The organism is Nonomuraea recticatena (assembly GCF_039533245.1).
Classification (GTDB): domain Bacteria; phylum Actinomycetota; class Actinomycetes; order Streptosporangiales; family Streptosporangiaceae; genus Nonomuraea; species Nonomuraea roseola.
Map to the genome: position 1 here is coordinate 1 of NZ_BAAATE010000019.1, position 24,125 is coordinate 24,125.

The 24,125-nt window shown below is 70.2% G+C and carries 21 protein-coding genes; 12 read left to right on the forward strand and 9 right to left on the reverse strand.

Annotation, left to right across the window (positions count from 1 at the left end; genetic code table 11):
* The coding region (locus ABFX50_RS30285; RefSeq protein ID WP_346151029.1) for a hypothetical protein at positions 1 to 255 on the reverse strand (255 nt) is incomplete at its 3' end.
* 171 nt (positions 256 to 426) lie between these two features.
* Between ABFX50_RS30285 and ABFX50_RS30290 the strand changes: the two genes are divergently transcribed.
* Entirely contained in the window at positions 427 to 1,665 is a 1,239-nt protein-coding gene (locus ABFX50_RS30290; protein ID WP_346151031.1) for a trypsin-like peptidase domain-containing protein, read from the forward strand.
* A 292-nt stretch (positions 1,666 to 1,957) separates the two neighbouring features.
* On the opposite strand, the gene ABFX50_RS30295 is transcribed toward ABFX50_RS30290, so the two are convergent.
* On the reverse strand, positions 1,958 to 3,427 hold the full coding sequence (locus ABFX50_RS30295) for a phosphodiester glycosidase family protein (RefSeq protein ID WP_346151033.1): 1,470 nt from the start codon (positions 3,425 to 3,427) through the stop codon (positions 1,958 to 1,960).
* 229 nt (positions 3,428 to 3,656) lie between these two features.
* On the opposite strand from ABFX50_RS30295, the gene ABFX50_RS30300 reads away from it, so the two are divergent.
* Positions 3,657 to 3,785, forward strand: a complete 129-nt coding sequence (locus tag ABFX50_RS30300) for a hypothetical protein (RefSeq protein ID WP_346151035.1) — start codon at positions 3,657 to 3,659, stop codon at positions 3,783 to 3,785.
* Between the two features lie 181 nt (positions 3,786 to 3,966).
* A complete protein-coding gene (trpS, locus tag ABFX50_RS30305; RefSeq protein WP_346151037.1) occupies positions 3,967 to 4,929 on the forward strand; it encodes a tryptophan--tRNA ligase in 963 nt (320 codons plus the stop codon).
* Between the two features lie 91 nt (positions 4,930 to 5,020).
* On the opposite strand, the gene ABFX50_RS30310 is transcribed toward trpS, so the two are convergent.
* The 4 genes from ABFX50_RS30310 to ABFX50_RS30325 all read right to left on the reverse strand — a co-directional run bounded on the left by ABFX50_RS30310 (position 5,021) and on the right by ABFX50_RS30325 (position 9,362).
* Positions 5,021 to 5,338: a cupin domain-containing protein gene (locus tag ABFX50_RS30310; protein WP_246451980.1), complete on the reverse strand. Its 318-nt coding sequence runs from the start codon at positions 5,336 to 5,338 to the stop codon at positions 5,021 to 5,023.
* Positions 5,335 to 6,951 (reverse strand): PucR family transcriptional regulator, encoded by a 1,617-nt coding sequence (locus tag ABFX50_RS30315; protein ID WP_312895571.1) that lies wholly within the window; start codon positions 6,949 to 6,951, stop codon positions 5,335 to 5,337. Before ABFX50_RS30315 ends, ABFX50_RS30310 begins: the two co-directional genes overlap by 4 nt.
* A gap of 88 nt (positions 6,952 to 7,039) precedes the next feature.
* Positions 7,040 to 8,647, reverse strand: coding sequence for an AMP-binding protein (locus ABFX50_RS30320; RefSeq protein ID WP_346151040.1), 1,608 nt, complete (start codon positions 8,645 to 8,647; stop codon positions 7,040 to 7,042).
* 13 nt (positions 8,648 to 8,660) lie between these two features.
* Complete coding sequence (locus ABFX50_RS30325) at positions 8,661 to 9,362, reverse strand: TetR/AcrR family transcriptional regulator C-terminal domain-containing protein (protein ID WP_346151042.1); 702 nt, start codon at positions 9,360 to 9,362, stop codon at positions 8,661 to 8,663.
* A gap of 54 nt (positions 9,363 to 9,416) precedes the next feature.
* On the opposite strand from ABFX50_RS30325, the gene ABFX50_RS30330 reads away from it, so the two are divergent.
* The 3 genes from ABFX50_RS30330 to ABFX50_RS30340 all read left to right on the forward strand — a co-directional run bounded on the left by ABFX50_RS30330 (position 9,417) and on the right by ABFX50_RS30340 (position 13,357).
* Positions 9,417 to 10,871 carry an MFS transporter gene (locus ABFX50_RS30330; RefSeq protein WP_346151044.1) on the forward strand — a complete coding sequence of 485 codons (1,455 nt, stop codon included), beginning with the start codon at positions 9,417 to 9,419 and terminating at the stop codon, positions 10,869 to 10,871.
* 100 nt (positions 10,872 to 10,971) lie between these two features.
* On the forward strand, positions 10,972 to 13,032 hold the full coding sequence (locus ABFX50_RS30335; protein ID WP_346151046.1) for an ATP-binding protein: 2,061 nt from the start codon (positions 10,972 to 10,974) through the stop codon (positions 13,030 to 13,032).
* Complete coding sequence (locus tag ABFX50_RS30340) at positions 13,016 to 13,357, forward strand: DUF6968 family protein (RefSeq protein ID WP_346151047.1); 342 nt, start codon at positions 13,016 to 13,018, stop codon at positions 13,355 to 13,357. The genes ABFX50_RS30335 and ABFX50_RS30340 overlap by 17 nt, the downstream gene beginning before the upstream one ends.
* A 142-nt stretch (positions 13,358 to 13,499) precedes the next feature.
* On the opposite strand, the gene ABFX50_RS30345 is transcribed toward ABFX50_RS30340, so the two are convergent.
* Positions 13,500 to 14,204: an alternative oxidase gene (locus tag ABFX50_RS30345; RefSeq protein ID WP_346151049.1), complete on the reverse strand. Its 705-nt coding sequence runs from the start codon at positions 14,202 to 14,204 to the stop codon at positions 13,500 to 13,502.
* A 279-nt stretch (positions 14,205 to 14,483) separates the two neighbouring features.
* Here ABFX50_RS30345 and ABFX50_RS30350 point away from each other — a divergent pair, with 279 nt between their 5' ends.
* From ABFX50_RS30350 to ABFX50_RS30370, 5 genes are all read left to right on the forward strand, one after another.
* Positions 14,484 to 15,758 (forward strand): aspartate aminotransferase family protein, encoded by a 1,275-nt coding sequence (locus tag ABFX50_RS30350; protein ID WP_346151051.1) that lies wholly within the window; start codon positions 14,484 to 14,486, stop codon positions 15,756 to 15,758.
* Positions 15,745 to 17,250, forward strand: a complete 1,506-nt coding sequence (locus ABFX50_RS30355) for a CoA-acylating methylmalonate-semialdehyde dehydrogenase (RefSeq protein WP_183648504.1) — start codon at positions 15,745 to 15,747, stop codon at positions 17,248 to 17,250. Before ABFX50_RS30350 ends, ABFX50_RS30355 begins: the two co-directional genes overlap by 14 nt.
* A 105-nt stretch (positions 17,251 to 17,355) precedes the next feature.
* Positions 17,356 to 18,489 carry an extracellular solute-binding protein gene (locus ABFX50_RS30360; protein WP_346151053.1) on the forward strand — a complete coding sequence of 378 codons (1,134 nt, stop codon included), beginning with the start codon at positions 17,356 to 17,358 and terminating at the stop codon, positions 18,487 to 18,489.
* Between the two features lie 189 nt (positions 18,490 to 18,678).
* On the forward strand, positions 18,679 to 19,752 hold the full coding sequence (locus tag ABFX50_RS30365; RefSeq protein ID WP_346151055.1) for an LLM class flavin-dependent oxidoreductase: 1,074 nt from the start codon (positions 18,679 to 18,681) through the stop codon (positions 19,750 to 19,752).
* Positions 19,753 to 19,758: 6 nt separating this feature from the next.
* Positions 19,759 to 20,340: an FMN reductase gene (locus ABFX50_RS30370; protein WP_346151057.1), complete on the forward strand. Its 582-nt coding sequence runs from the start codon at positions 19,759 to 19,761 to the stop codon at positions 20,338 to 20,340.
* A 55-nt stretch (positions 20,341 to 20,395) separates the two neighbouring features.
* Here the strand turns inward: ABFX50_RS30370 and ABFX50_RS30375 are convergent, their stop codons facing one another.
* Positions 20,396 to 21,823 (reverse strand): aldehyde dehydrogenase family protein, encoded by a 1,428-nt coding sequence (locus tag ABFX50_RS30375; protein WP_346151059.1) that lies wholly within the window; start codon positions 21,821 to 21,823, stop codon positions 20,396 to 20,398.
* A 205-nt stretch (positions 21,824 to 22,028) separates the two neighbouring features.
* Here ABFX50_RS30375 and ABFX50_RS30380 point away from each other — a divergent pair, with 205 nt between their 5' ends.
* Positions 22,029 to 22,655 carry a TetR/AcrR family transcriptional regulator gene (locus ABFX50_RS30380; RefSeq protein WP_346151061.1) on the forward strand — a complete coding sequence of 209 codons (627 nt, stop codon included), beginning with the start codon at positions 22,029 to 22,031 and terminating at the stop codon, positions 22,653 to 22,655.
* On the opposite strand, the gene ABFX50_RS30385 is transcribed toward ABFX50_RS30380, so the two are convergent.
* A complete protein-coding gene (locus ABFX50_RS30385) occupies positions 22,612 to 24,057 on the reverse strand; it encodes a PucR family transcriptional regulator (RefSeq protein WP_346151063.1) in 1,446 nt (481 codons plus the stop codon). The genes ABFX50_RS30380 and ABFX50_RS30385 overlap by 44 nt on opposite strands.
* Positions 24,058 to 24,125: the final 68 nt, after the last annotated feature.

The following is a 24,125-nucleotide window of genomic DNA, read 5'->3' on the forward strand; positions in this document are numbered from 1 at the left end:
CACTCGGGAGGGTGTGGGAGAGTAGGTCGCCGCCGCGCAATCTTTGTATGGAAGGGCTTCACCCGTTGGGTGGGGCCCTTTCTGCATTTCCGGGGTCTTTTCTGTTGTTCGGACGGGCTTTTGCTTCGTGCGCGTTTCTCCGATCAGGTGGACATCCCCCTCGACCGGTACATGCAGCCTCACCACCGCTCGGTCGCCGTTCTCCTCGGGCAGCCACGTCGGGCTCATGGGCTTGGCGGACACCATCACCGCCACACGCTTCTGATCGAGATCCCGAGGTGGCTCGGTGTGGTGGTGAAGTGCTTCGCAAGGCGTTCGAAACCGGACGTCGGTCGTCTGTAAGGTCCTCGCCGCACGCTCGCTCCAACGACGTATCCAAGGGGCGGGACCATGCGCAGTCGACGTGTACCAGCAACAGCCATCGCCATGGCACTCTCAGCAGCGACACTCGCGCAAGGGATCGCGCATGCCGACCCGCGCCCGCGAGACATCGCCGTCGGCACCCGGCTCGCGGCCAGGACCAACCCGGCCGTCCAGCTGATCGGGATGTCCTACAGCGGGACGGTCATGGTTCCCTCGCCCGTCCCCACCGCGGCTTTCACCGCGCTGTTCGCCAAGGCGGAGAAGCACGCGAAGGCCGGCCGCATCCCGGCTGACCATCAGAGCCAGGTCAAGTGGGTGCTCAGGACGGCGTCGCGGAACGTGGGAAAGTACCTCGTGCCAGGTAAGCCCGCCAGGAAGGCGGCCACCGAGGTCAGCTCCATCTGCACGGGCTGGTGGATCACGCCCGACGGCTACATGGTGACCGGGGCGCACTGCGTGGCCACGGACAACACCCTTCTCCGCCAGCGGTTCGCCGGGCTGGCGCTACCCAAGGTGATCGAGGCTGACGTGCGCGGCTTCCTCAAGAGCGTGGCGGGGTTCGCCCAGCCCGACGACGGCATGGCGAAGCTGGCCAGGACGCTGTTCACGGCCTACGACCTGAAGGCGATGCGGGTGACGGGCGTGCGGAAGCGGCTCGCCGTCAAGATGCACGACGGGAAGGGCAGGATCAGCGTTCGCGCTCTCGGGCTGGTCGCCAAGGGCAGCGATTATCCGGGGGTGGACTTCGCACTGCTGCGGATGAAGGGGGCGCGTAACCTCCCGACGCTGTCGCTCGGGCGGGACGGCGATGTCAGGGTGGGCGACTACCTCTACATCAGCGGGTTCCCCGGCATCACGGTGTTCAACGCGACGCTGGACGAGCGGTCGAGGATGTATCCGTCGCTGACCGAGGGCGCGTACAACGTGAAGCGCACGACGGTGAGCGGCGTGCCGTACCTGCAGGCGCAGGCGCCGTCCTACGGAGGGAACTCCGGCGGGCCGGTGTTCAGCAAGGAGGGGAAGGTCGTCGGCACGCTGATCGCGGGTGCCCGGCAGGTGGACGGCGCGGACACGGAGAACGCGAGCTTCGTGCTTCCTGTGGGCGTCATCAGGAAGCGGCTGGCGGCGGCGGGGGTGGCGCCGGTGATGTCGGAGACGTCCAAGGTGTACGACGCGGCGCTCGACGACTACTTCGCCGGGCGGAACAGCCGGGCGCTGGAGAGGTTTCTCCGGGTGCGAGAGCTGTACCCCGCGCACCCGTATGTCGGCGCCTTCATCACCGAGCTGAAGTCGTCTCGCTGAAGTGGCTGGGCTGAGATCGCCGCTGGGCGAAGCCGAAACCGTCCCGGCGAGATGCTCAGATCGGGGCTGCCGACCGACCCTCTGAGAGATCGCCGGGAACCCCATGGCTCCCGGCGGCATGCCCCGGCGATCGCGGGACCTGAAGGACATCCCCCAAGGATCGGCGACGCCGTGAGGAGAAACGGCTGATGACGCGGGGCCCAGGCGAGATCGGCGGGGGAGCCCCTGGAAGCCGCCGGTGCCTCGAAGGAGGCGCCGGCGGAGACTCAGGGAGCGACCTCGGTGCAGCGGGTCAGGGGAGGACCAGGAGGGCGTCGCCCACCGCGCGCTCTCCTCCGTCGGAGGGCTGGTTGACGACCTTGCCGCCGACGACCATCGCGGTCGAGCCGCCGCCGTCGAGGTTGATCGCCTGGACCGCGCCCAGCCACTTCATCAGCTGCGCCGCCTCGATCATGTTCGCGCCCACCGTGATGCCCGGCTTGCGTCCGTCGACCGTGGCGAGCACCAGCCCGCCCGACCTCGTCACGCCGAGGAGGGTGCGCGGGTGGCGGCGGAGGATCATGTTGACCGAGTCGTGGCCGTCGCGCTTGGCGGTCACCTTGATGCGGCCGTTGCGGATGAGCCCGACGCCGCCGCCGATCACGCTGACGTCGGGGGTGAGGGCGATCCTGCGCCCCGTGCGCTCGTCGATGACCTTGGTGTCGACGGTCACGCTCCACTTCTCCCACGCGTGCTCCCACAGCCAGTCGGCCGCCGCGCCCGCGCCGTGCAGGATCCGCGCGCCCTTGGGTACGGCGCCGCCCGCCGTCCGCAGGGCGATGACCTTGCCTGAGGCGTCGAGGACGGCCTCGGCGCCGCCGTTGGCCGGGGTCTTGGCGCCGTACTCCTCGGTGTAGAGGATGAGTTCGTCCGTGGTGCCGAGCCGGTTGACGCCGTTGATGTCGAGGCGGGTGCCGTCCTGGGAGATGGCGGACATCTTGGTGGTGAGCTCGGTGATGCGGGCCGTACGGCCCTTGAGGACGACGGCCGAGCGGCCGGGGACGGCCTCGCTGAGCAGCCTGCCGCCGACCACGGAGATGCCGACGGGCTCGCCGCGCAGCGCCGGAGAGGTGTGGATGTTGAAGAAGCCGCCGTTGACGGCGGCGATCGCCTTCCGCGCACTGGCCATCGAGGAGGTGGTCTCGCGCTTGGCGACGCTCGTGCCGAGGCTCGCGGCGTAGGAACCCCGGAACCTGCGCGGGTCGACGGTGAGGACCTGCATCTGCCAGGGGCCCGTCGTCTTCACCCCGTCGTCGCCGAGGTAGTCGGCGCGGGCCTTCACCCCCGCGTCGGACAGCTCCTTGGCCGCCTTGACGGCCTTGTCCTTGTCCTTCAGCGGCCAGAGCCCGACGCGGACCATGAAGATCTCCTCGGACGGGTCGTCCGAGACCGCGGGACGGACCACGCGCTGCACGCTGGCGGTCTGGCCCGCCGCCTCCACCTCGGCGGCCTTCGCCTCGGCGGTCTCGCGTCTGCCGTAGTCGCGCCCGCTGGGCATGAGCACGGTGACGGTGTAGCCGTCGTTGGCGGTGCCGGTCGCGACGCTGTAGAGGTCGATGCCGCCGCCGACGCTCTTGTGCGTCTTCGCCGGCAGCCCGCGCTCGCCGAGGGGGAACCTCGTCGAGGGGAAGGGAGCCGACACCTCCTCTGCCGTGGCGGGCACCGCAACGGTGACCGTGAGAGCGGCGGCCATGGCAAGGCCGACGAGGGTGCGTCGAGACATGAAAAACTCCCCAGAAGGACGGCAACCGATCCATACTGGCGAGATCAACAGCGCCCAGTCAGCCGAACACGCAGACCAGGTAAGACAGTTACCTAATTGACACGACAATGCCGGGATTCAGCTGCGGTGGGTGACCATCCGGGGTTACCTTTCGGTAAGCCGCTTTCCAATGAGTTCGAGCGGCACATCATCCCGAGAGGCAGCCGACATGGGGCTGAGCATCCTCCTTGTGATCATCGCGAGCGTTGTCCTGGGATTCATTCTCGGCGCGTTCGTGGCGCGTCCCCGGCGGTGGGACATGTACATCTGCGCGGACGACACGATCCACGCCGACGCGACGCGGGATCACGGCAGGTGAACAACGAGCCGGGCGCAAGCCGTACGGAATCTGGGTCCAGTGCGGCTTGCGCCCTATAATGGGGTCATGACAATCGGCATGTGGTGGTGGCCGCCCGACGGCCCCTGACTTCCACATGCGTGAAGGCCGTCTCCGGACGGCCTTTCGTGGTCTCTGGGGACGCTTGCGAAAGGACCCCAGAATGAACCACACCGTGCTCACAGGTGACCGCCCGACAGGCCCGCTCCACCTGGGCCACTATTTCGGCACGCTGGCCAACCGGGTGCGGCTGCAGGAGCTCCATCAGATGTACGTCCTGGTCGCCGACTACCAGGTGATCACCGACAGGGACGTGCCGGGCCGGATCCAGCACAACATCACCGAGCTGCTGCTCGACTACCTCGCGATCGGGCTCGACCCGGCCAAGGTGACGATCTTCCAGCACAGCGCCGTGCCCGAGCTCAACCAGCTGCTGCTGCCGTTCCTCTCGCTGGTCAGCGTGGCGGAGCTGAAGCGCAACCCGACCGTCAAGGACGAGATCGCGCACAGCTCGCAGAGCGCGGTCAGCGGGCTGATGTTCACCTACCCCGTGCACCAGGCGGCCGACATCCTGTTCTGCAAGGGCACGCTGGTGCCCGTCGGCAAGGACCAGCTGCCGCATGTCGAGGTGACCAGGTTGGTCGCGCGCCGCTTCAACGAGCGCTACGCCCCGGTCTTCCCGCTGCCCGAGGCCATGATGGGCTCGGCGCCGCTGCTCAAGGGCCTCGACGGCGGCAAGATGAGCAAGAGCAGGGGCAACGCGATCGCGCTGAAGGCCACAGCGGACGAGACCGCGGCCGTGATCAGGGCCGCCCGCACCGACGCCGACCGGCACATCACCTACGACCCTGAGCGCAGGCCCGAGGTGGCCAACCTGCTCACGCTGGCCGGGCTCTGCCTCGGCCGCGCGCCCGAGGAGATCGCCGAGGAGATCGGGGACGGCGGAGCCGCGCGGCTCAAGCGGCTGCTCACCGAGGCGGTCAACGAGTTCCTCGACCCGATGAGGAAGTTGAGGTCCTCGCTGGACGCCGCCGACGCGCGCGAGGTGCTGACGGCCGGCAACGCCAGAGCGAGGGAGCGGGCCGTACTGACGCTGGAGGAGGTCAGGCAAGCCATGGGGTTCTAGCCGGCGCGGGTGGCGATCGGCCCGCTGTCTGAGACAGCCTCGGTGGCCACCTGTCGAACGTGGGCCGGCGATCAACCAAAGCAGGACCTGCTCAGTGGGCCTGGTAGACCTTGCGCAGGGTCTCGTGCACCGTCCACGTGGTCTTCGCGCCCTCGGGCAGGAGGCACACGTCGCCTGGGCCGACCTCGACGCGCTGCCCGTCGTCGGTCTCGATCGTGGCCCGCCCCGACAGGACGACGAAGATCTCGTCGCGCTCCACGTCGGTCACGACGCCAGGGGTGATCTCCCAGATGCCGCGCCCCTCGTCGAGCTCGGCGACCGAGGTGACGGGGGTTCCTGAGACGATCTGGGAGGGGTCGAGCGGATCGGGCTCGAGCCGGACGTCGGCGACGCGCATGACGCGGATCAACGGTTCTCCCTGCGGAAGGATTCGAGGGCCAGGAGGGCGACGTGGAGCGAAAGGCACGACTCCACGTCGTCGAGGTCGGTGTCGAGGATGCGCTCGAGGCGGCGAAGCCGGTCGTAGAAGGCGGGGCGCGACAGGTGCGCCTTCTGGGCGGCGACCGCCTTGTTGCGTCCGGCGTCGAGGTAGATGCGCAGGATGCGGGTGAGGTCGCCGCCGCGCTGGGCGTCGTGCGCGAGCAGCGGCCCCAGCTCGCGTTCGGCGAACGTCTGGATCCTGGCGTCGTCGCGCAGCAGATGGAGCAGGCCGCGCAGGCGCAGGTCGGGCAGGCGGTAGTAGGGCCTGCCGTCGGGCTGGCGGACGGCCACGTCGGCGACCTGCTCGGCCTCGAGGAAGCTGCGCCGCACGTCGCGGACGGACTCGACCGCAGAGCCCGCGGCCAGCACGAACGTCGAGCCCGGCTTCCACATCGCGCGCAGGCGCTCGGCCAGCGCGGTGAGCGCCGGCTCGACCTGCGTGCGCGGCGGCAGCGGGAGCAGCACACCGACGCGGTCCTGGTCGAGCGCGCCGACGAGGGCGGGCAGCTTGGCGTCGCGGCAGACAGAGGCGGTGGCCTCGGCCAGCTCGCCGAGCAGTGCCTGGCCGTCGAGCGCCTGGTCGACGGGGTCGACCAGGCGCAGGACCACGCTGACGAGCTTGCGTCCGGTGAGCGGCACGCCCACCGCGCGGGCGCGGGCGGCGGCCTCGTCGGGGTCGGCGTAGGCGTGGGTGAGGATGCCGGTGATGATCGTGCCGTGCGCCTGGCGTTCGAGCGACTCCTGGTGGCGCTCCAGCAGGCGGCCCAGCGCCAGCGTGGTGGCGGCGCGCTCGGCCAGCACCATCTCGCGGGGGCCCGGCGGGGCGTCGCAGAGCAGGATGAGCCGTCCCCAGTCCTGGCCGCGGGCGCCGACGGTGGTGACCAGCCAGCCCGAGGAGGCGTCGTAGGAGGTGCGCTCCTGCGGGGCGACCGCGCGCGACCTCGACTCCCATCCGGCCAGCAGCACACCGGTGTCGCGGCCCGCCGACTCGCAGGCCAGTACCTGGTGGGCGAGGTTCTCCAGCAGCACGGGCCGGCCGGAGAGCCTGGAGACCTGGGCGAGCACCTCGGCGGGCGAGGCGCCCTCCACCGACAGCTCGGTGAAGACCTCGTGCAGCTGCTCGGAGGCGCGCAGCTCCTCCAGCTGGATGTCGATGATCCTGGCGTGGACAGACTCGGTGATCTGCACGAAAGGGGTCTCGCGGGCCAGCACGATCAGCGGCAGGCCGTGCTCCTCCGCCGCCTTGACCACCGCGCGCGGCAGCTCGCGGACGAACCTGCGGCCCAGCTCCACGACCAGCCCGGCGGCGCCGACGGCCGACAGCTCGCCGATGTAGGCGGCCAGCTTCTCGGGATCTTCGGGCAGGGCGACGCCGGTGGTCAGAACCAGCTCGCCGCCGCGCAGCAGGTGTGCGATGTCGGCGATCTCGCCCACGTGCACCCACCGCACCCGGCTGTCGAGCCGATCCGCGCCTGCGACCACGCGGGGATTGCCCCTGCGAACGGTCTCCAGGGACAGAACGTCGGAGATAGTGGGCAGCACGTGTGGAGCCTATCCGATCAGGATGTAACTATGGCTACCACGACATTTACACGATGTCGCGCGAACCATTCTATGTCCGCGTACCGGCTCACGCCCTCAGATCATCGTCGGTGTACTCGTGGGCGGGCGCCTGTTCCCGCAGCTCAACGCGGCGGATCTTGCCGGAGATCGTCTTGGGGAGGTCGCCGAACTCCAGGCGGCGCACGCGCTTGTAGGGGGCCAAATGCTCGCGGGCGTACGACAGGATCGAACGGGCCGTCTCGGCCGTCGGCTCGAAGCCGGGGGCCAGCGTGACATAGGCCTTCGGCACGGCCAGCCGTACCGGATCGGGGGCGGGGACGACCGCGGCCTCGGCCACCGCCTCGTGCTCCAGCAGCACGCTCTCCAGCTCGAACGGCGAGATGCGGTAGTCGGAGGCCTTGAAGACGTCGTCGGTGCGGCCGACGTAGGTGATGTAGCCGTCGGCGTCGCGGCTGGCCACGTCGCCGGTGTGGTAGTAGCCGGCCTGGTCGCTCTCCCGCCCGACATATCCGGACATCAGGCCGAGGGGGCGGCGGTCGTCCAGCGGGAGGCAGATCTCGCCGTCGTCGCCAGGCTCACCGGTCACCGGGTCGAGCAGGGCGATGTCGTAGCCGGGCAGCGGCAGGCCCATCGAGCCGGGCTTGACAGGCAGGCCGGGGACGTTGCCGATCTGCGCGGTCGTCTCCGTCTGGCCGTAGCCGTCGCGGATGGTGATGCCCCACGCTTTGGCGACCTGGTCGATGATCTCGGGGTTGAGCGGCTCGCCCGCGGCGACCGCGGTGCGCAGCGGGAGCCGCCACGCGCCGAGGTCCTCCTGGATGAGCATCCGCCACACCGTCGGCGGCGCGCAGAAAGTGGCGACGTTCTCCGTCCTGAGCACCTCGAGCAGCTCGGCGGCGGAGAAGCGCTGGTAGTCGTGGACGAGCACGGTCGCGCCCGCGTTCCACGGGGCGAAGACGTTGCTCCACGCGTGCTTGGCCCAGCCGGGGGAGGAGACGTTGAGGTGCACCTCGCCAGGCCGTACGCCGATCCAGTACATCGTCGACAGGTGACCGACGGGGTAGGACAGGTGCGTGTGCTCGACCAGCTTGGGCTGGGAGGTCGTGCCCGAGGTGAAGTAGAGCAGCAGCGTGTCGTCCGCGCGGGTGACGCCGTCGGGCGTGAAGCCCTCCTCCCCGTAGGAGAACGACAGCCAGCCCTCCGCCTCACCCACGGAGATCTTCGTGTACGACCCGCCGGTGAACTTGGCCGCGTCCGCCGCGTTGGCGATGACGTGCGCGACCGCGCCGCGCTCGACCCTGTCGGCGACGTCCTTGGCCGACAGCAGCGTCGTGGCGGGGATGACCACCGCGCCGAGCTTCATCGCCGCCAGCAACGCCTCCCACAGCTCGGCCTGGTTGCCGAGCATGAGCAGGATGCGGTCGCCACGCCGTACGCCCTGCTCGCGCAGCCGGTTGGCGACCTGACCCGAGCGTCTGGACAGCTCGGCGAAGGTGTAGGAGACCCTGCCCACGATCTTGAGCGCGACGGCGTCGGGGGTCTCGGCGGCCAGCACGCCGTCGAACCAGTCGAGCGCCCAGTTGAACTCCGCGGGCCTGGGCCAGCGGAAGTCGCGGCGGGCGGTGGCGTAGTCAGCCTGCAGCAGGAAGTCTCTGGCGGCGCGGAAATCGCTCATGCTGGCGATCCTGCTACGTGACCAGCCGCCTCTCAAGGCCATCGAGCACGCAGGCGAGTCCGAAGGCGAAGTTCATCTCGCGGACCGCCGCGGGTTCGTGGGCGGCGTACTCCTCCGCGCGGGCGATGAGGTCGGGATAGTCGGCCGCGACCGTCTTGACGGCCTCGCGCATGCTCTCGGCGTCGTAGTTCTTCTCCGCGGCCGCGTTCGTCCACACGACCTCGGGGATGGCCGAGCCGAAGACGAAAGCGGTGATCGCCGCCCCCGCGTAGTCCTCCTCGAGGCCGCGGAAGCCCGCCTGGTGCAGCCCCTTGCGCAGCAGTTCGGCCGCGCGCAGCGCGTTGGGGCCGATGGCGGGCAACTTGCCGAGCAGTCCGGCGAGCCATGGATGACGCAGGATCACCTTGCGCATGCCGTGCGCGAAGGCCCACCCGGTGTCGCGCCAGCCGGCCGAGTCGGGGTCGGGGACCGACATCTCGCCCCAGACCTCGTCGTAGACCAGCTCAAACAGCTCGTCCTTGTTGGCCACGTGCCAGTAGAGGCTCGTGGCGCCGGCGCCGAGCCTGGCGCCGAGCTTGCGCATGCTCAGCGCGTCGAGGCCCTCGGCGTCCAGTATCTCGATCGCGGCCCTGACGATCTGGTCGCGGGTCAGGCCCTGCGCCTTCCCCTGGCGGGGCTCGCGAGTCCAGACGGAGGCGAACTGCTTGGCGGTCACAGGACCAGCATAAATCCGCTCGCACAGTGTGCGAGCTTGTCGTACAGTGTGCGAGTGAACTCGAACACTGTACGAGACCCTCGTCGTTGGTGGTCCCTCGTCGTCCTCTGCCTGGCGCTGATGCCGCTCGTGGTGGACAGCACCGTCCTCAACGTGGCGATCCCCACCCTCATGCAGGACCTGGGCGCCAGCCCCTCCGAGATCCAGTGGATCCTCGACTCCTACGTGCTGGTCTTCGCGGGCCTGCTGCTCACCGCGGGCAGTCTCTCCGACCGGTACGGCAGGCGCCGCTTCCTCGTCATCGGCCTCGCCCTGTTCGGCGGCGCCTCCCTGGTGGCCGTGCTGGCCGTCGAACCCTGGCAGCTCATCGCCGCCAGAGGGCTGATGGGCGTGGGAGGGGCGATCCTCATGCCCTCGACCCTGTCCATCCTGATCACGACCTTCGACGACGACGAGCGGCGCAAGGCCATGGCCGCGTGGAGCGCCGTCGCGATGATCGGCGTGATCGCCGGGCCCATCGTGGGCGGCCTGCTCATCGAGCACTACTGGTGGGGCTCGGTGTTCCTGCTCAACGTCCCCATCTCGGTGGTCGGCATCATCGCCGCCCTCGTGCTGATGCCCGAGACCAAGGGGCCGGCCCGCAGCCTCGACCCGCTGGGCGTGGTGCTCTCGATCGTCGGCCTGGTCTCGCTGGTCTACGTGGTCATCGAGCGGACGTGGAACCCCGTCATGATCGCCGTGGCCGTGCTGGCGCTCGGCGGATTCCTGATGTGGGAGCGCAGGTCGGCCAGCCCGATGCTGCCGCTGGGCCTGTTCAGGAGCCGCAACTTCAGCGGGTCGTCGTTCTCGATCCTGCTGATGTCGTTCGGGTCGGGCGCGGTGATGCTGATGCTGACGCAGTACCTGCAGTTCGTGCTCGGGTACGGCGCGGCGCAGGCGGGGCTCGCGCTGCTGCCGTACGCGGTCTCGGCGGCGATCTTCAACGGAGTGGGCGCCGCGCTCGGGCAGAAGGCCAGCAACAAGACGCTGATCGTCGCGGGCATGCTGATCATGGGTGTGTCGTTCGTGGTGATGGCCATGAGCACCGGTTACTGGTCGCTGTTCGTGGCCTTCCTCGTCATGGGCGCGGGCGGCGGGATCGCGGGGCCCGCGGCGTACGCGACGCTCATGGGGGCGGTGCCGATGGAGCACGCCGGTGTCGGGTCGGCGCTCAACGACACCATCCAGCAGGTGGGCATGGCCCTCAGCATCGCGGCGCTCGGCAGCGTGCTGGCGGGGGTGTACACCTCGGCGATGCCCTCGACCGCGCCCGAGGCGGCCCAGGAGTCGATCGCGAACGCCGTGCTGCTCGGGCCCGAGGTGGCGGCGGCGGGCAGGGAGGCGTTCAGCACGGCGATGGCGACGGGGTCGTGGATCGGGGCGGTGTCGTGCGTGGCGGCGGCGTGCCTGGCGATGGCCGTCCTGCGCTCGAAGGCCCCCGCGGCGGCCCCGGTGCCGGCCGAGGTGTGACCCCCGGTCGCCCGGGGTGCCGCTCGTTCACCAGGTCGTTCTCTGTTCAGTCGCCGATCACCAGACACGACAGAGATCGCAGGAAAGCTACAGTTGCTCCATGCATGGGGGCGATGATCTGGTTCTCGGACGCCGCCTGCAGGCGGCGCGGGAGCGGGCTTTCGTGGGGCGGGAGGAGGAACTCGCCGTCTTCGACGCGGCGCTGCGTGGCGGCTGCAGCGTCGTGTACGTGTACGGTCCCGGCGGCGTCGGCAAGTCCACGCTGCTGCGCCGCTTCGCCGAGCACGCGGCCGCGACCGGGCGATCGGTCACGACGGTGGACGGGCACACGCTGGATCCGGTGCCGGCCTCCTTCGAGGCCGAGGCCGAGGCCGCGTCGGTGCTCGGCGACGAGGGCGCGGTGCTGCTCATCGACACCTTCGAGCGCGTGCAGGGTCTGGAGGGCTGGCTGCGCGAGCGGTTCCTGCCCCGCCTGCCGGTCGACGCGGTGGTCGTGGTGGCCGGGCGCGTGCCGCCGGACCTGATGTGGCAGGCCGACCCGGCCTGGGCCGGCGCGCTGCGCGTGCTGCCGCTGCGCGACCTGCGGCCGGCGGAGGCGGAGGCGCTGCTGGACGCACGCGGCGTGAGCGATGAACTGCGCGGGCCGCTGTTGGCCTTCGCCGGCGGTCATCCGCTGGCCCTGTCGCTGGGCGCCGCGGTGGCGGTCCGCGACCGCAAGGCGAGCTCGCGCTGGACGCCTCAGCAGGACGTGGTCGCGACCCTGCTGGACCAGCTCGTGGGCGAGGTGCCCAGTGCGGCGCACCGGCATGCGCTGGAGGTGTGCGCGCACGCGTACGTGACGACCGAGGATCTGTTGCGCGAGGTGCTGCCGGACGACGCCGCGGAGCTGTTCGCCTGGCTGCGGCGGCTGCCGTTCGCGCAGTCGTCGCCGCGCGGGCTGTTCCCGCACGACGTGGTGCGCGAGGTGCTGGAGGCCGACCTGCGCTGGCGCGACCCGCAGGGGTATGCCGACATGCACGAGCGCATCAACGCCCACCTCGCCGCACGCATCCGCGCCGCGCGCGACGCCGACGTGCTGGGCGCCGTCGGCTCGCTGTTCTTTCTGCACCGGACGGTCGGATCGACCGCGGAGTTCCAGAGCTGGAGCGGCGACGGCGAGGTGTACGAGGACGCCTTCCGGCCGCGGGACGCCGAAGCGCTGGTACGGCTGGCCGCCGAGGTGGAGGGCGAGGAGTCGGCCGCCGCCGTCGCGTTCTGGTCCGTCCGCCAGCCGGAGGCGTTCCGCCTCCACCGGCGCACGGCGACGGGCGAGATGGTGGCCGCCTGCTCCTGGCTGCGGCTGTCCGAGCCCTCCGACGAGGAGGCGGCCGACCCGATCGTCGCCACGGCCTGGGCCAACGCCCGCGCCTTCGCACCGCTGCGGCCTGGCGAGCATCTGGCCGTCGGCCGGACCTGGACCCGGCCGGATCACCAGGGCATGTCACCGGTGACGGACCTGATCCAGTGGCGCTCCATCGGCTACTGCCTGCGCGCCGACCGCATGGCCTGGTCGTTCATGGCCATGAGGCACGATGACCCCATGCGCGACTACCTGCGCTACTACGACATCCACGACATAGGGCAACATGCCTGGCTCGGCGGCACCGAGTGGGCCCTGTTCGCGCACGACTGGCGGGCCGTCCCGGCGCAGGCGTGGCTGGACCGGCTCAATCGGCTGCTGCTCACCGGCTCGGAGGAGGCCTCGGCCGCCCCGGCACCCGCGCTGGCCGTGTTGTCGCGTGCGGAGTTCGCCGAGGCCGTACGCAGGGCGCTGAAGACCCTGTCGCGGCCGGGCGAGCTGGCGGGCAACCCGCTCACCAGCAGCAGGATCGTCATCGAGACCGGCTCCGACCCCGCCGCCGCCTTGCGCCAACTCCTCGAACAGGCCGTGGCCAGCGTGGGCGAGGACCAGCGGGCGGTCAAGTTCCACCGGGCCCTGTCGGCCACGTACCTGCACGGGGCGCCGACGCAGGAGATCGCCGCCGAACGCCTCGGTCTGCCCTTCACCACCTACCGCCGCCACCTGCTCGCCGGCGTCGAGCGGGTCTGCGAAGACCTGTGGCACCGCGAGATCCACGGCGCAGCGGGAACCTTGACTGAGAGGCATGGACATGATGGATGAGATCGGTGAGGTCATGGCCGAGCGGCAGGTGGAGGCCGTGGCGGCGGACGGGGCGCGTACCCGGGTGACGGTCAGGTTCGGCCGGCCGTGTCCCGACGCGCTGAGTGAGCACGGCGACTGGTGCTGCCCCCATCAGATCCTGGGCCTGGGCGAGGAGGGCGTCGGGGCGGCGTTCGGCGTCGACTCGCTGCAGGCGCTGCTGCTGAGCGTGTACAAGGCGCGACTGGAGCTGGAGGAGCGGGCGCGGGCCGCGTCGGTCCGGCTGGACTGGCTGGGTTTGCCGGACATCGGCCTCACGGTGGAGCCCGGAGGCCGCCCCTTCTGAACGGCGGGCGGCCCTGACGTGACGGCTTCCTGGACGCGGTCGACGTAGCGTCGTTCGTGCCTGACGCGAACGCGTCACCTTGAACCATGCAGCAGCCTTCACCGTGGTCCCGGCCTCCCCGCCGCGGCCGGCGAGCGGACGGTCACCGGGTGGGGGCCCAGTGGGGGTCCTTGACGTTCTCCAGGCTGGCCAGCTTGTGAACGCGCTCGTCGTGGCCGATCTGCCGCATCAGGTCGGCCACCGACCGGTAGCGTCCGTACTCGTCGGCGTACGTCCCGGGGTCGGGCATGAACTCCAGGTCGGGGTTGTCGGCCACGAAGGTCATGTACTCGTGCTCGGCATGGTCCTCGAACTCCGCGTTCAGCCGGTACGAGGCCTCGGGCCTGACCAGGAACAGCACCCACGAGACGTGGTAGTAGAAGAACGAGATGAACCACGGCGCCACCTTGTGCAGCAGCCAGTTCTGCTTCATCCCGTTGCGCTGGATGAGGTCCTGCATGATCAGCAGGTGCCACTGCTCGTTGTCCTGGTCGGCGCGGGCCTCGACGATCCGCTCGAAGACCCTCTTGGCCAGGACCGACCTGCCCGCGTAACGGTGCACCGCCCAGTAGCCCATCCGCTCCCACGCCTGGTACGGCACGCGGGCGATGACCTCGAGCATGGCGAACTTGGTGAACGAGCCCTGCTTGCCGTACATGAGGTCGACGGGCTTGAACATCATCTTGGCCAGCAGGCTGTAGGCCATGCGCGGCGTGTCGAGCGTCTCGGCCTGCGCGCGGCGGAGAGCGTCGCGGTCGAGCTTGGGCGGTCCTGCGGGGGCCTCGGGGCGGTCGATCGTGATGGTCATCTCTGTCTCCTTCGTTCGATGACCTGATCGTGCTCGACGGGCGGGTGCCCCGGCGTCCGCCGCCGGAGGGCAATGGGCATGCCTCTCGCGATGTAGTGCGGGTCTCCGGCGTACGTCGCCAGGTGCACGGGACATCCCCTAGGGGAGGGGTGTTCGGGAGGGCCCGTTGGACGTCGTTATGTCCAGACATATTCTGTGAGGGCAATGTGTAAGCCGATGTCGCGTCATGCCGACAGTTTGGAGGTGGGATGCGTGGTGGATAACCGGGATACTCGTAGCATGTCGGACCTTCTCGCGCGCCACAGGGCGGTAATCCCCAACTGGGTGGCCCTCTACTACAACGAGCCCATCGAGATCGTCAGCGGCAAGGGCAACCGTGTCGTCGACGCCTCGGGCAAGAGCTATCTCGACTTCTTCGCCGGGATCCTCACCAACATGATCGGGTACGACGTGCCCGAGGTGCGTGAGGCCGTCGAGCGTCAGCTGGCCACCGGAGTGGTGCACACCAGTACGGTCTACCTGCTGCGCGGCCAGGTCGAGCTGGCCGAGAAGATCGCCAGGCTCTCGGGCATCCCCGACGCGAAGGTGTTCTTCACCAACTCGGGCACCGAGGCCAACGAGACGGCCCTGCTGCTGGCCACCTACGCGCGCAAGTCCGACCAGGTGCTCGCCATGCGGCAGAGCTACCACGGCCGCTCCTTCGGCGCGATCGGCGTCACCTCCAACCGGGCGTGGAAGAACAACTCCTACTCGCCGGTCAACGCGACCTTCCTGCACGGCGCCGACCGCCACCTGCCCCAGTTCGCGGGCCTGTCCGACGCCGACTACATCAAGGTCTGCGTCGAGGACCTGCGCCACGTGCTGGCCACCTCCGTGTCCAACGACGTGGCGGCGCTGATCGCCGAGCCGATCCAGGGCGTGGGCGGCTTCACGATGGCCCCCGACGGGCTGTTCGCCGCCTACAAGGAGGTGCTCGACGAAGAGGGCATCCTGTTCGTCTCCGACGAGGTGCAGACGGGCTGGGGCCGTACGGGCTCGGCCTTCTTCGGGATCCAGAACCACGGCGTGACCCCCGACATGATGACCTTCGCCAAGGGCCTGGGCAACGGCTTCGCGGTCGGCGGCATCGTCGCCCGCGGCGACCTGCTCGACAACCTGCACGCGGTGGGCCTGGCCACCTTCGGCGGCAACCCGATCTCGATGGCCGCCGCCAACGCCACGCTCGACTACGTCCTCGACCACGACCTGCAGGCCAACGCCCAGCGCACCGGCACGCTGATCATCAACGGACTGCGCGAGGCCGCAGAGCGGCTGCCGATCGTCACCGGCGTCCGCGGCAAGGGCCTGATGTTCGCGGTGGAGCTGGCCGACGGCGCGCTGGCCGCCAGGTTCATGGAGGAGTCCAAGAAGGCGGGCCTGCTCGCGGGCAAGGGCGGCCTCCACGGCAACGTCATCCGCATGGCGCCGCCGCTCACCCTGACGATGGACGAGGCCGCTGAGGGGCTCGGCATCATCGTCAACGCTCTGGAGACCATCAACGATGAAGCTCGTTAAGCACTGGATCAACGGATCCCTGGTGGACGGCGACAGCCGTACCGCCGAGATCTTCAACCCCGCCACCGGAGAGGTCAGCGGGCACGTGTCGCTGGCGTCGGTCGCCGACGTCGACGCGGCCGTCGCGGCCGCGGTCGCGGCCTTCCCCGCCTGGCGCGACGCGTCGCTGGTCAAGCGGGCGCAGGTGCTCTTCCGCTTCCGCGAGCTGATGTACGCCCACCGCGACGAGCTGGCCGCGCTGATCTCCGCCGAGCACGGCAAGGTGCACTCCGACGCGTTCGGCGAGGTGGCCAGGGGCCTGGAGGTCGTGGAGTTCGCCTGCGGCATCCCGCACCTGCTGAAGGGCGGCTTCTCCGAGGGCGTCTCGACCAGGGTCGACTCCTACTCCATCCGGCAGCCCGTCGGGGTCGTGGCGGGCATCACGCCGTTCAACTTCCCCGCGATGGTGCCGATGTGGATGTATCCCATCGCGATCGCCTGCGGCAACGCCTTCATCCTCAAGCCCTCGGAGAAGGACCCCTCGGCCTCGCTGCTCATGGCGCGGCTCTGGAAGGAGGCGGGGCTGCCCGACGGCGTCTTCAACGTCGTCCAGGGCGACAAGGTGGCCGTCGACAGGCTGCTGGCCCACGAGGACGTCAGGGCCGTCTCCTTCGTCGGCTCCACCCCGATCGCCCGCTACGTCTACGAGACCGGCACCGCGAACGGCAAGCGGGTCCAGGCGCTCGGCGGCGCGAAGAACCACATGCTGGTGCTGCCCGACGCCGACCTCGACCTGGTCGCCGACGCGGCGGTCTCGGCGGGCTTCGGCTCGGCCGGCGAGCGGTGCATGGCGATCTCGGTCGTGCTGGCCGTGGACCCCGTCGGCGACGAGCTCGTCTCCAAGATCGAGGAGAGGGTCGCCAAGCTGACCATCGGCCCTGGCGACGACGAGCGCTCCCAGATGGGCCCGCTGGTCACCGAGGTGCACCGCGACAAGGTCGCCTCCTACCTCGACCTGGGCGTCTCCGAGGGCGCGAAGCTGGTGATCGACGGGCGCGAGACCGCGGTGCTCGGCGGCGGCAAGGCGGCGGAGACGCCGGGCTTCTGGCTCGGTCCCACCCTCCTCGACCACGTGCCCCCGGGCTCTCGCGTGCACACCGAGGAGATCTTCGGCCCGGTGCTGTCGGTGGTGCGGATCTCCTCCTACGAGGAGGGCCTGGAGCTCATCAACGGCGGCGAGTTCGGCAACGGCACCGCGATCTTCACCAACGACGGAGGCGCCGCCAGGCGCTTCCAGAACGAGGTCGAGGTCGGCATGATCGGCATCAACGTGCCGATCCCCGTGCCGATGGCCTTCTACAGCTTCGGCGGATGGAAGGCCTCGCTCTTCGGCGACACGCATGTCCACGGCGCGGAGGGCGTGCACTTCTACACGCGGGGCAAGGTCGTCACCTCGCGGTGGCTCGACCCCTCGCACGGCGGCGTGAACCTCGGGTTCCCCACCAACAAGTAGTCAGCAAGGGGTGCGGGCCGTGGCGGCGCGCACCCCTGCCCCACGCGGTCCCCGGTAAGCTCCAGCCTGGACAAGGGGGACTTCGTGAAACACCACATATCTGCCATGGCTGTCGCCGTTGCGGCGTGTATGGCGATGGCCGGATGCGCGACGGCGACCGCGGCGGACAGGCCCGTGACCCCCGCTCCCAAGGCCAGCCCCACTCCCTCGCGGACACCGGCCTCGAGCCCGACGCCGACCACGAGCCCCACCCAGAGCGACGGCACCCTGCAGATCCTCACCTACAAGGGGTACGCGGAGTCGGGCGGCGCCACGACGAACTGGGTGGCCGACTTCGAGAGCGCGACGGGCTGCCGCATCGCCAGGCTCGACACCGTGCAGACCGCCCAGGAGATGCAGGACATCGTGGGCAGGCGGGCCTACGACGTGATCTCGGCGGGGCCCGAGGTGGCCGCGAGCCTGATCGCGGCCCAGCAGGTGCAGCCCATCGACACCGCCAGGGTCACGGGGTACGACGAGCTGACCAAGCAGCTGCGCGACCAGAGCGAGGTCGACGGCAAGGTGTACGGCGTGCCGTACCTGTGGGGCACCAACGAGATCATCTACGACGCCTCGAAGACCAAGCCGCGCGACGCCTCGGCGCTGTACGACAGCCAGACCGCCGCGCTGCCCGACAGCCCTCTCTCCATCGCCGACGCCGCGCTCGCCGGCGGGGCCGAGGACCCGTACGAGCTCACCGCGGGCCAGCTCGACCAGGCCATGACGCTGCTGGGCAAGAACAAGAACCGGCTGTACTGGAAGGACCCGATCACCCTGGTGCGCGCGTTCGCCACGGGCAAGGTCGACATCGCGCAGGCCACGCCGTATTTCAGGATGCTGCTGCAGAAGGCGGGCAGGAACGTCAAGGCGCTCGACACGTCCGCGACCACGGGCTGGGTCGACTCCTGGATGCTGAACGCGAGCACGCCCAGCCTCGACTGCGCCTACCGCTGGCTCAGCTGGACCGCGATGGCCGAGACCCAGCGTGACGCCGCCGCGTGGGTGGGGCTGGCCCCCGCCACCTCCAAAGCCTGCAAGGGCAGGGCCGCGGCGGTCTGCGCCGCCTACGGCGTCACCAAGACGGCCAAGCCGGCAAAGGTGGTCTTTGCCGTACGCCCACCGGGGGATTGCGCACCCCCTGAGGGGGAATGCACTGACTATGCCGCCTGGACCAAGCGGTGGCAAGGACTTGTGAGCTGATCGGGGGCCTGCCAACCACCGCTTGACCATGCCGCGGGCGCGCCCGTCCCCCCGCTGGGTGACGTCCGCCAAGGGGCGTCCCGGGTGTTCCCCCCGACCCCGGGGCGCTCCTTCTTCATGTGTGGAATATCCTGTCAATGGTCACTGTTCATGACGATTGAAACTTCAACATGAAGGGCGGCGATCGCCATGCAGTTCGGAATCTTCACCGTCAGCGACGTCACGACCGACCCGACCACCGGCAGGACGCCGACGGAGGCCGAGCGGATCAAGGCGATGGTCACGATCGCGCTCAAGGCCGAAGAGGTGGGCCTCGACGTGTTCGCGACAGGTGAGCACCACAACCCGCCCTTCGTCGCCTCCTCGCCGACGACGATGCTCGGCTACATCGCGGCCAGGACCGAGCGCCTGATCCTGTCGACCTCGACCACGCTGATCACCACGAACGACCCCGTGAAGATCGCCGAGGACTTCGCGATGCTGCAGCACCTGGCCGACGGCAGGGTGGACCTGATGATGGGCCGTGGCAACACGGGCCCCGTCTACCCCTGGTTCGGCAAGGACATCCGCGACGGCATCCCGCTGGCCATCGAGAACTACGCGCTGCTGCACAGGCTGTGGCGCGAGCCGGTGGTCGACTGGGAGGGCCGCTTCCGCACCCCGCTGCAGGGCTACACCTCGACGCCCGCGCCCCTCGACGGCGTGCCGCCGTTCGTCTGGCACGGCTCGATCCGCAGCCCCGAGATCGCCGAGCAGGCCGCCTACTACGGCGACGGGTTCTTCGCCAACAACATCTTCTGGCCGAAGGAGCACTACCAGCAGCTGATCAGCCTCTACAGGAGGCGGTACGCCCACTACGGTCACGGCCTTCCCGAGCAGGCCATCGTCGGCCTCGGCGGCCAGGTGTTCATGCGGAGGAACTCCCAGGACGCCATCCGCGAGTTCCGCCCCTACTTCGACAACGCCCCCGTCTACGGCCACGGCCCCTCGCTCGAGGAGTTCATGGCCGAGACCCCGCTCACGGTCGGCAGCCCCGACCAGGTCATCGAGCGGACGCTCAAGTTCAGGGAGTACTTCGGCGACTACCAGCGCCAGCTGTTCCTCATGGACCACGCGGGACTGCCGCTGAAGACGGTCCTGGAGCAGCTCGACATCCTCGGCGAGGAGGTCGTGCCCGTGCTCCGCAAGGAGTTCGCGATCGGGCGGCCCGCCAACGTGCCCGACGCCCCCACTCACCAGTCGCTGCTCGCGCAGAAGGGTTGATCCATCATGAAGCTCGCCGTCGTCTCGGCCGGTCTCAGCCTGCCGTCCTCCACCCGCCTGCTGGCCGATCGGCTGACGTCGGCGCTGGTGGACCGGGTGCCCGAGGTGGAGGTCGAGGTCATCGAGCTGCGTGACCTGGCCGTCGACATCGCCAACAACCTGGTGACCGGGTTCCCCGCGGCCAGGCTGCGCGCCGCGATCGACGCGGTGACCTCGGCCGACGGCCTGATCGCCGTCTCGCCGATCTTCACCGCGTCCTACAGCGGGCTGTTCAAGTCCTTCTTCGACGTGATCGACCACGACGCCCTCGCGGGCAAGCCGGTGCTGATCGCGGCGACGGGAGGCACGGCGCGGCACTCGCTGGCGCTGGAGCACGCGTTGCGGCCGATGTTCGCCTACCTGAGGGCGATCGTGGCCCCGACGGCGGTGTACGCGGCCTCGGAGGACTGGGGAGCGGAAGGCCTGTCGGACCGCATCGAGCGCGCGGCCTCCGAGCTGGCGGGGCTGATGGGCAAGGAGCAGCCGGTCAGGGCCCAGGTGGACGAGGTCGTCCCGTTCGAGCAGCAGCTCGCGGCGCTCAGGCCGTGAGCGCGGGACAGGGCGGGGAGCGGCGTTCCTCAACGCCGCTCCCCGCCCTGTGCGGTCAGAGCGACAGGCCCGTGAGGACCATGACCTTCTCGTAGGTGAGGTCCTCCATGGCCGAGTGGACGCCCTCGCGGCCGACGCCCGACTCCTTGACGCCGCCGTAAGGCATCTGGTCGGCGCGGTACGACGGCACGTCGCCGACGATGACGCCACCGACCTCCAGTTCGCGATTGGCCCTGAACGCCACGTCGAGCGAGCGGGTGAAGACGCCCGCCTGCAGGCCGTACTTGGAGGAGTTGACCTCGGCGAAGGCCTCGTCGACGGAGGCGACCGGCTTGACGATCATGACGGGGCCGAAGACCTCCTCGCAGGAGACCTTGGCGTCGGCGGGGACGTCGGTGAGCACCGTGGGCGCGACGGTGGCGCCGTCGCGGGTGCCGCCGGCCAGCACGCGGGCGCCCGAGGCGACGGCCTCGTCCACCCATGCCGCCACGCGCTCGGCGGCGGCCACCGAGACCAGCGGGCCCACCTGCGTCTTCTCGTCGAGCGGGTCGCCGGTGACCAGGCCGGCGACGGCCTCGACCAGCTTCTCCTCGAAGGCCGCCCGCACCGACTCCTCGACGATGACCCGCTGCACGGCGATGCAGCTCTGCCCCGCCTGGTAGTTGGAGAACAGGGCGACGCGCGAGGCCGCCCAGTCGAGGTCGGCGTCGGCCAGCACGACGGCCGCGGCGTTGCCGCCCAGCTCCAGCGTGACGTGCTTGCGCGGCACCTGGTCCATGATCGCGTAGCCGACCGGGCCCGATCCCGTGAAGGAGACCACCGGCAGGCGGGGATCCTGCACCAGGGCGGAGGCGCGCTCGTTCTCGACCGGCAGGACGGAGAACATCCCTGCGGGCAGGTCGGTCTCGGCCAGGATCTCGCCGAGCACCAGCGACGACAGCGGCGTGGCGGGCGCGGGCTTCACGATGACGGGCGCCCCGACCGCGATCGCGGGGGCGACCTTGTGCGCGACGAGGTTGAGCGGGAAGTTGAAGGGCGTGATCGCCAGCACGGGGCCCTTCGGCTGGCGGCTGACGTAGGCCAGCCGTCCCGCCGCTGCGGGCTCGGTGTCGAGCCGCTGCACGCCGCCCGACCAGCGCCTGGTCTCCTCCGCGGCGAAGCGGAAGGTGGAGATGGCCCTGTTGACCTCGCCGCGCGCCCAGAAGATCGGCTTGCCGTTCTCGCCGGTGATCAGCTGCGCGATCTCCTCGTGCCGCTCGGCCAGCCGCTTGGCCACGTGGGCCAGGGCCTCGGCGCGCACGTGCACGGGCAGCGCGGCGGCCTCCTTCTGTACGGCCGCGGCCGCGGCGACAGCCTCCTCGACCTGCGCGTCGGTGGGCACCGAGTAGGTGCCGACCACGCGGCCGTCGTGGGAGTTGGTAACGGTGAGCTCGCGGTCGCCCGTGGCGGGCCGACCTGCGAGCCAGAAGCTGCGCACGTCCATACCCCGACGGTATGCCACATCCGGCGACGGGTAAGTTCTCCACGTTGCACAACAGCGGGGGTGCCGGCAGGCCGTTCCGAACAAAGCCGTGTGTAACAGATGTAGTGCTATTTCAGGATGTTTAGCTTGTCGAGTGGTTTGAGCGATCTCCTTACTGGCTAAGTCCTCCTGGTGCGGTTCCCCCGAGCATGAAAGGCATGGCCCCATGACCACGTCTGCGCCGCTGGGGCTTCAAGGTGCCTACCTGCTGGGTGAACGGACCTCCCACGACCGGCTGCGCGGCCGCACCCTCGAGGTGGCGGTGACCCTGCTGACCCGCGAAGGGCCCGACAGCCTGTCCATGCGCAGGATCGCGACAGAGGCGGGCTGCTCCACCACGGTCATCTACACGATGTTCGGCAGCAGGGAGGGCCTGGCCGAGGCGCTCTACCTGGAGGGCTTCGAGCGCTTCCGCCGCTTTCTCGAGGCGGTGCCCGCCAGGAAGGACCCCTTCGAGTACCTCACCGCGCTCGGCCCCGCCTACCGCGAGGCGTGCCTGGCCGAGCCCGGCTTCTACACGCTGATGTTCGAGCGGGCCATCCCCGCATTCGAGCCGAGCGAGCGGGCGCGCACCCTGGCCCGCGCCGCGCTCAACATCCTCGACAGGGTGATCTCCGACTGCATCTCGGCCGGCTACCTCGTGCCCACGCAGCCTCGGAAGATCGCCGACGCGCTGTGGGCGGCGGCGCAGGGCGCGATCAGCCTCGAACGGGCCGGCCACCTGCGCGACGGCCGCACCTACGAGGCGGTCACGACCGCGACGATCTGCTGTTACCTGGCGGGCAAGAGCTGAGCGCGATCCACAGCTCGGCGCGCACCCCCGGATCGTCGAGGTCGCGGCCGAGCAGCTCGGAGACGCGCTTCATCCGGTAGCGCAGCGTGTGCCTGTGCACGCCGAGGCGCTGGGCGGCCGCGTCCCAGTGGCCGTTGGCGCCGAGGTAGGCGCGCAGCGACTCGACGAGGTCGGCGCGTGAGCCGTACTCGTTGAGCGGCGCGAGCAGCGCCGAGGAGAAGGCGTGCGCGGCCGCGGGGTCGAGCAGGGCCAGCAGGCCCTGGCCCGCCAGGTCGGCGAACCTCACCGTGCCGCCCTCGGCCTTGCGCGCCGCCTCGAGCGCGCGGCCCGCCTGCTCGATCGCGCTGTCGAGCTCGCCGTACGGCACGGGCGAGCTCACCCCGACGGGCCCCTCGAGCCCCGGCGGCACCTCCTCGACCAGCGCGAGACCTTCGGTGGTGAACGTGCGCGGATCCATGGCCTCCAGCGTCTCGCCGTCGGCCGCCAGCACGGTGACGGGCTCGGCGGGCAGCCGCCCTCCCATCGGGGCCAGCGCCGCCCGCGCCCGCTCCACCTCTCCCGCCAGCAGCAGGGTCAGGACGGCCGCGCGCACCCCTCTCTCCGCCGCCAGCTGCGACCTGCCCTGCTCCAGCGCGAGGGTGAGCAGCGAGCCCGCGGCGTTGACGACGGTGTGCGCGACGGGGGAGAAGGGGTGCGGAGCGCCGACGGCGAAGAATCCCCTGATGCGCCTGGAGGTGCCGCTGAGCGGCTGCACGATCACGTGCTCTCCCGGCGACGACAGCGCCACGCTGGACAGCGGGCGTTCGGCGGGTTCCTGCCGGTGAGAGCCGCGGCGCAGCCGGTCGAGCGCGGGCAGCACGGTGTCGAGGCGGGCGTCAGGGGTGGCGTGCGCGACCTCGCCCGACTCGCCGATCAGGGCGGCCCAGCCGCCCACCTCCTTGGCCAGTCTGTCGATCACCGCGTGCGTGCCCTCGGGCTGCAGCGCCGCCCGCGTGAGCCTGCCCTGCGCGGCGAACGCCCTGCTGATCTCGTCGTACTGCTCGGCCGCCAGCAGTTCGCTGACCGTCTTGCCGATCGCGATGAACGGGGTCTCGCGCGGCACCTCGAGCAGCGGCAGGCCCGCCGCCATGGCCGCCTCGACCAGCTCGGCCGGCACGTCGTCGTGGGTCAGGCCGACGCCGAACCCGAGCCCCGCCACCCCGCGCTCCACCAGCCTGCCCACGTAGGCCGAAAAGCCCGAGGTCAGCCGCATGCCGGTGGTCAGCACCAGCTCGCCGCCCTCGAGGAACGGCGTGGGATCCTCGAGCTCGCTGACCGCGACCCAGCGAACGGGACGGTCGAGCGAACCGGCCAGCGGGCGCAGCCGCATGCGGCGCACCACGGTCTGCAGAGAAGGCGCCATCGAGTGTTTGTCCATTCCGGCAAAGCGAGCTGTGCCCATTGTGCCATCGCGACACATCGGCGTTGGGC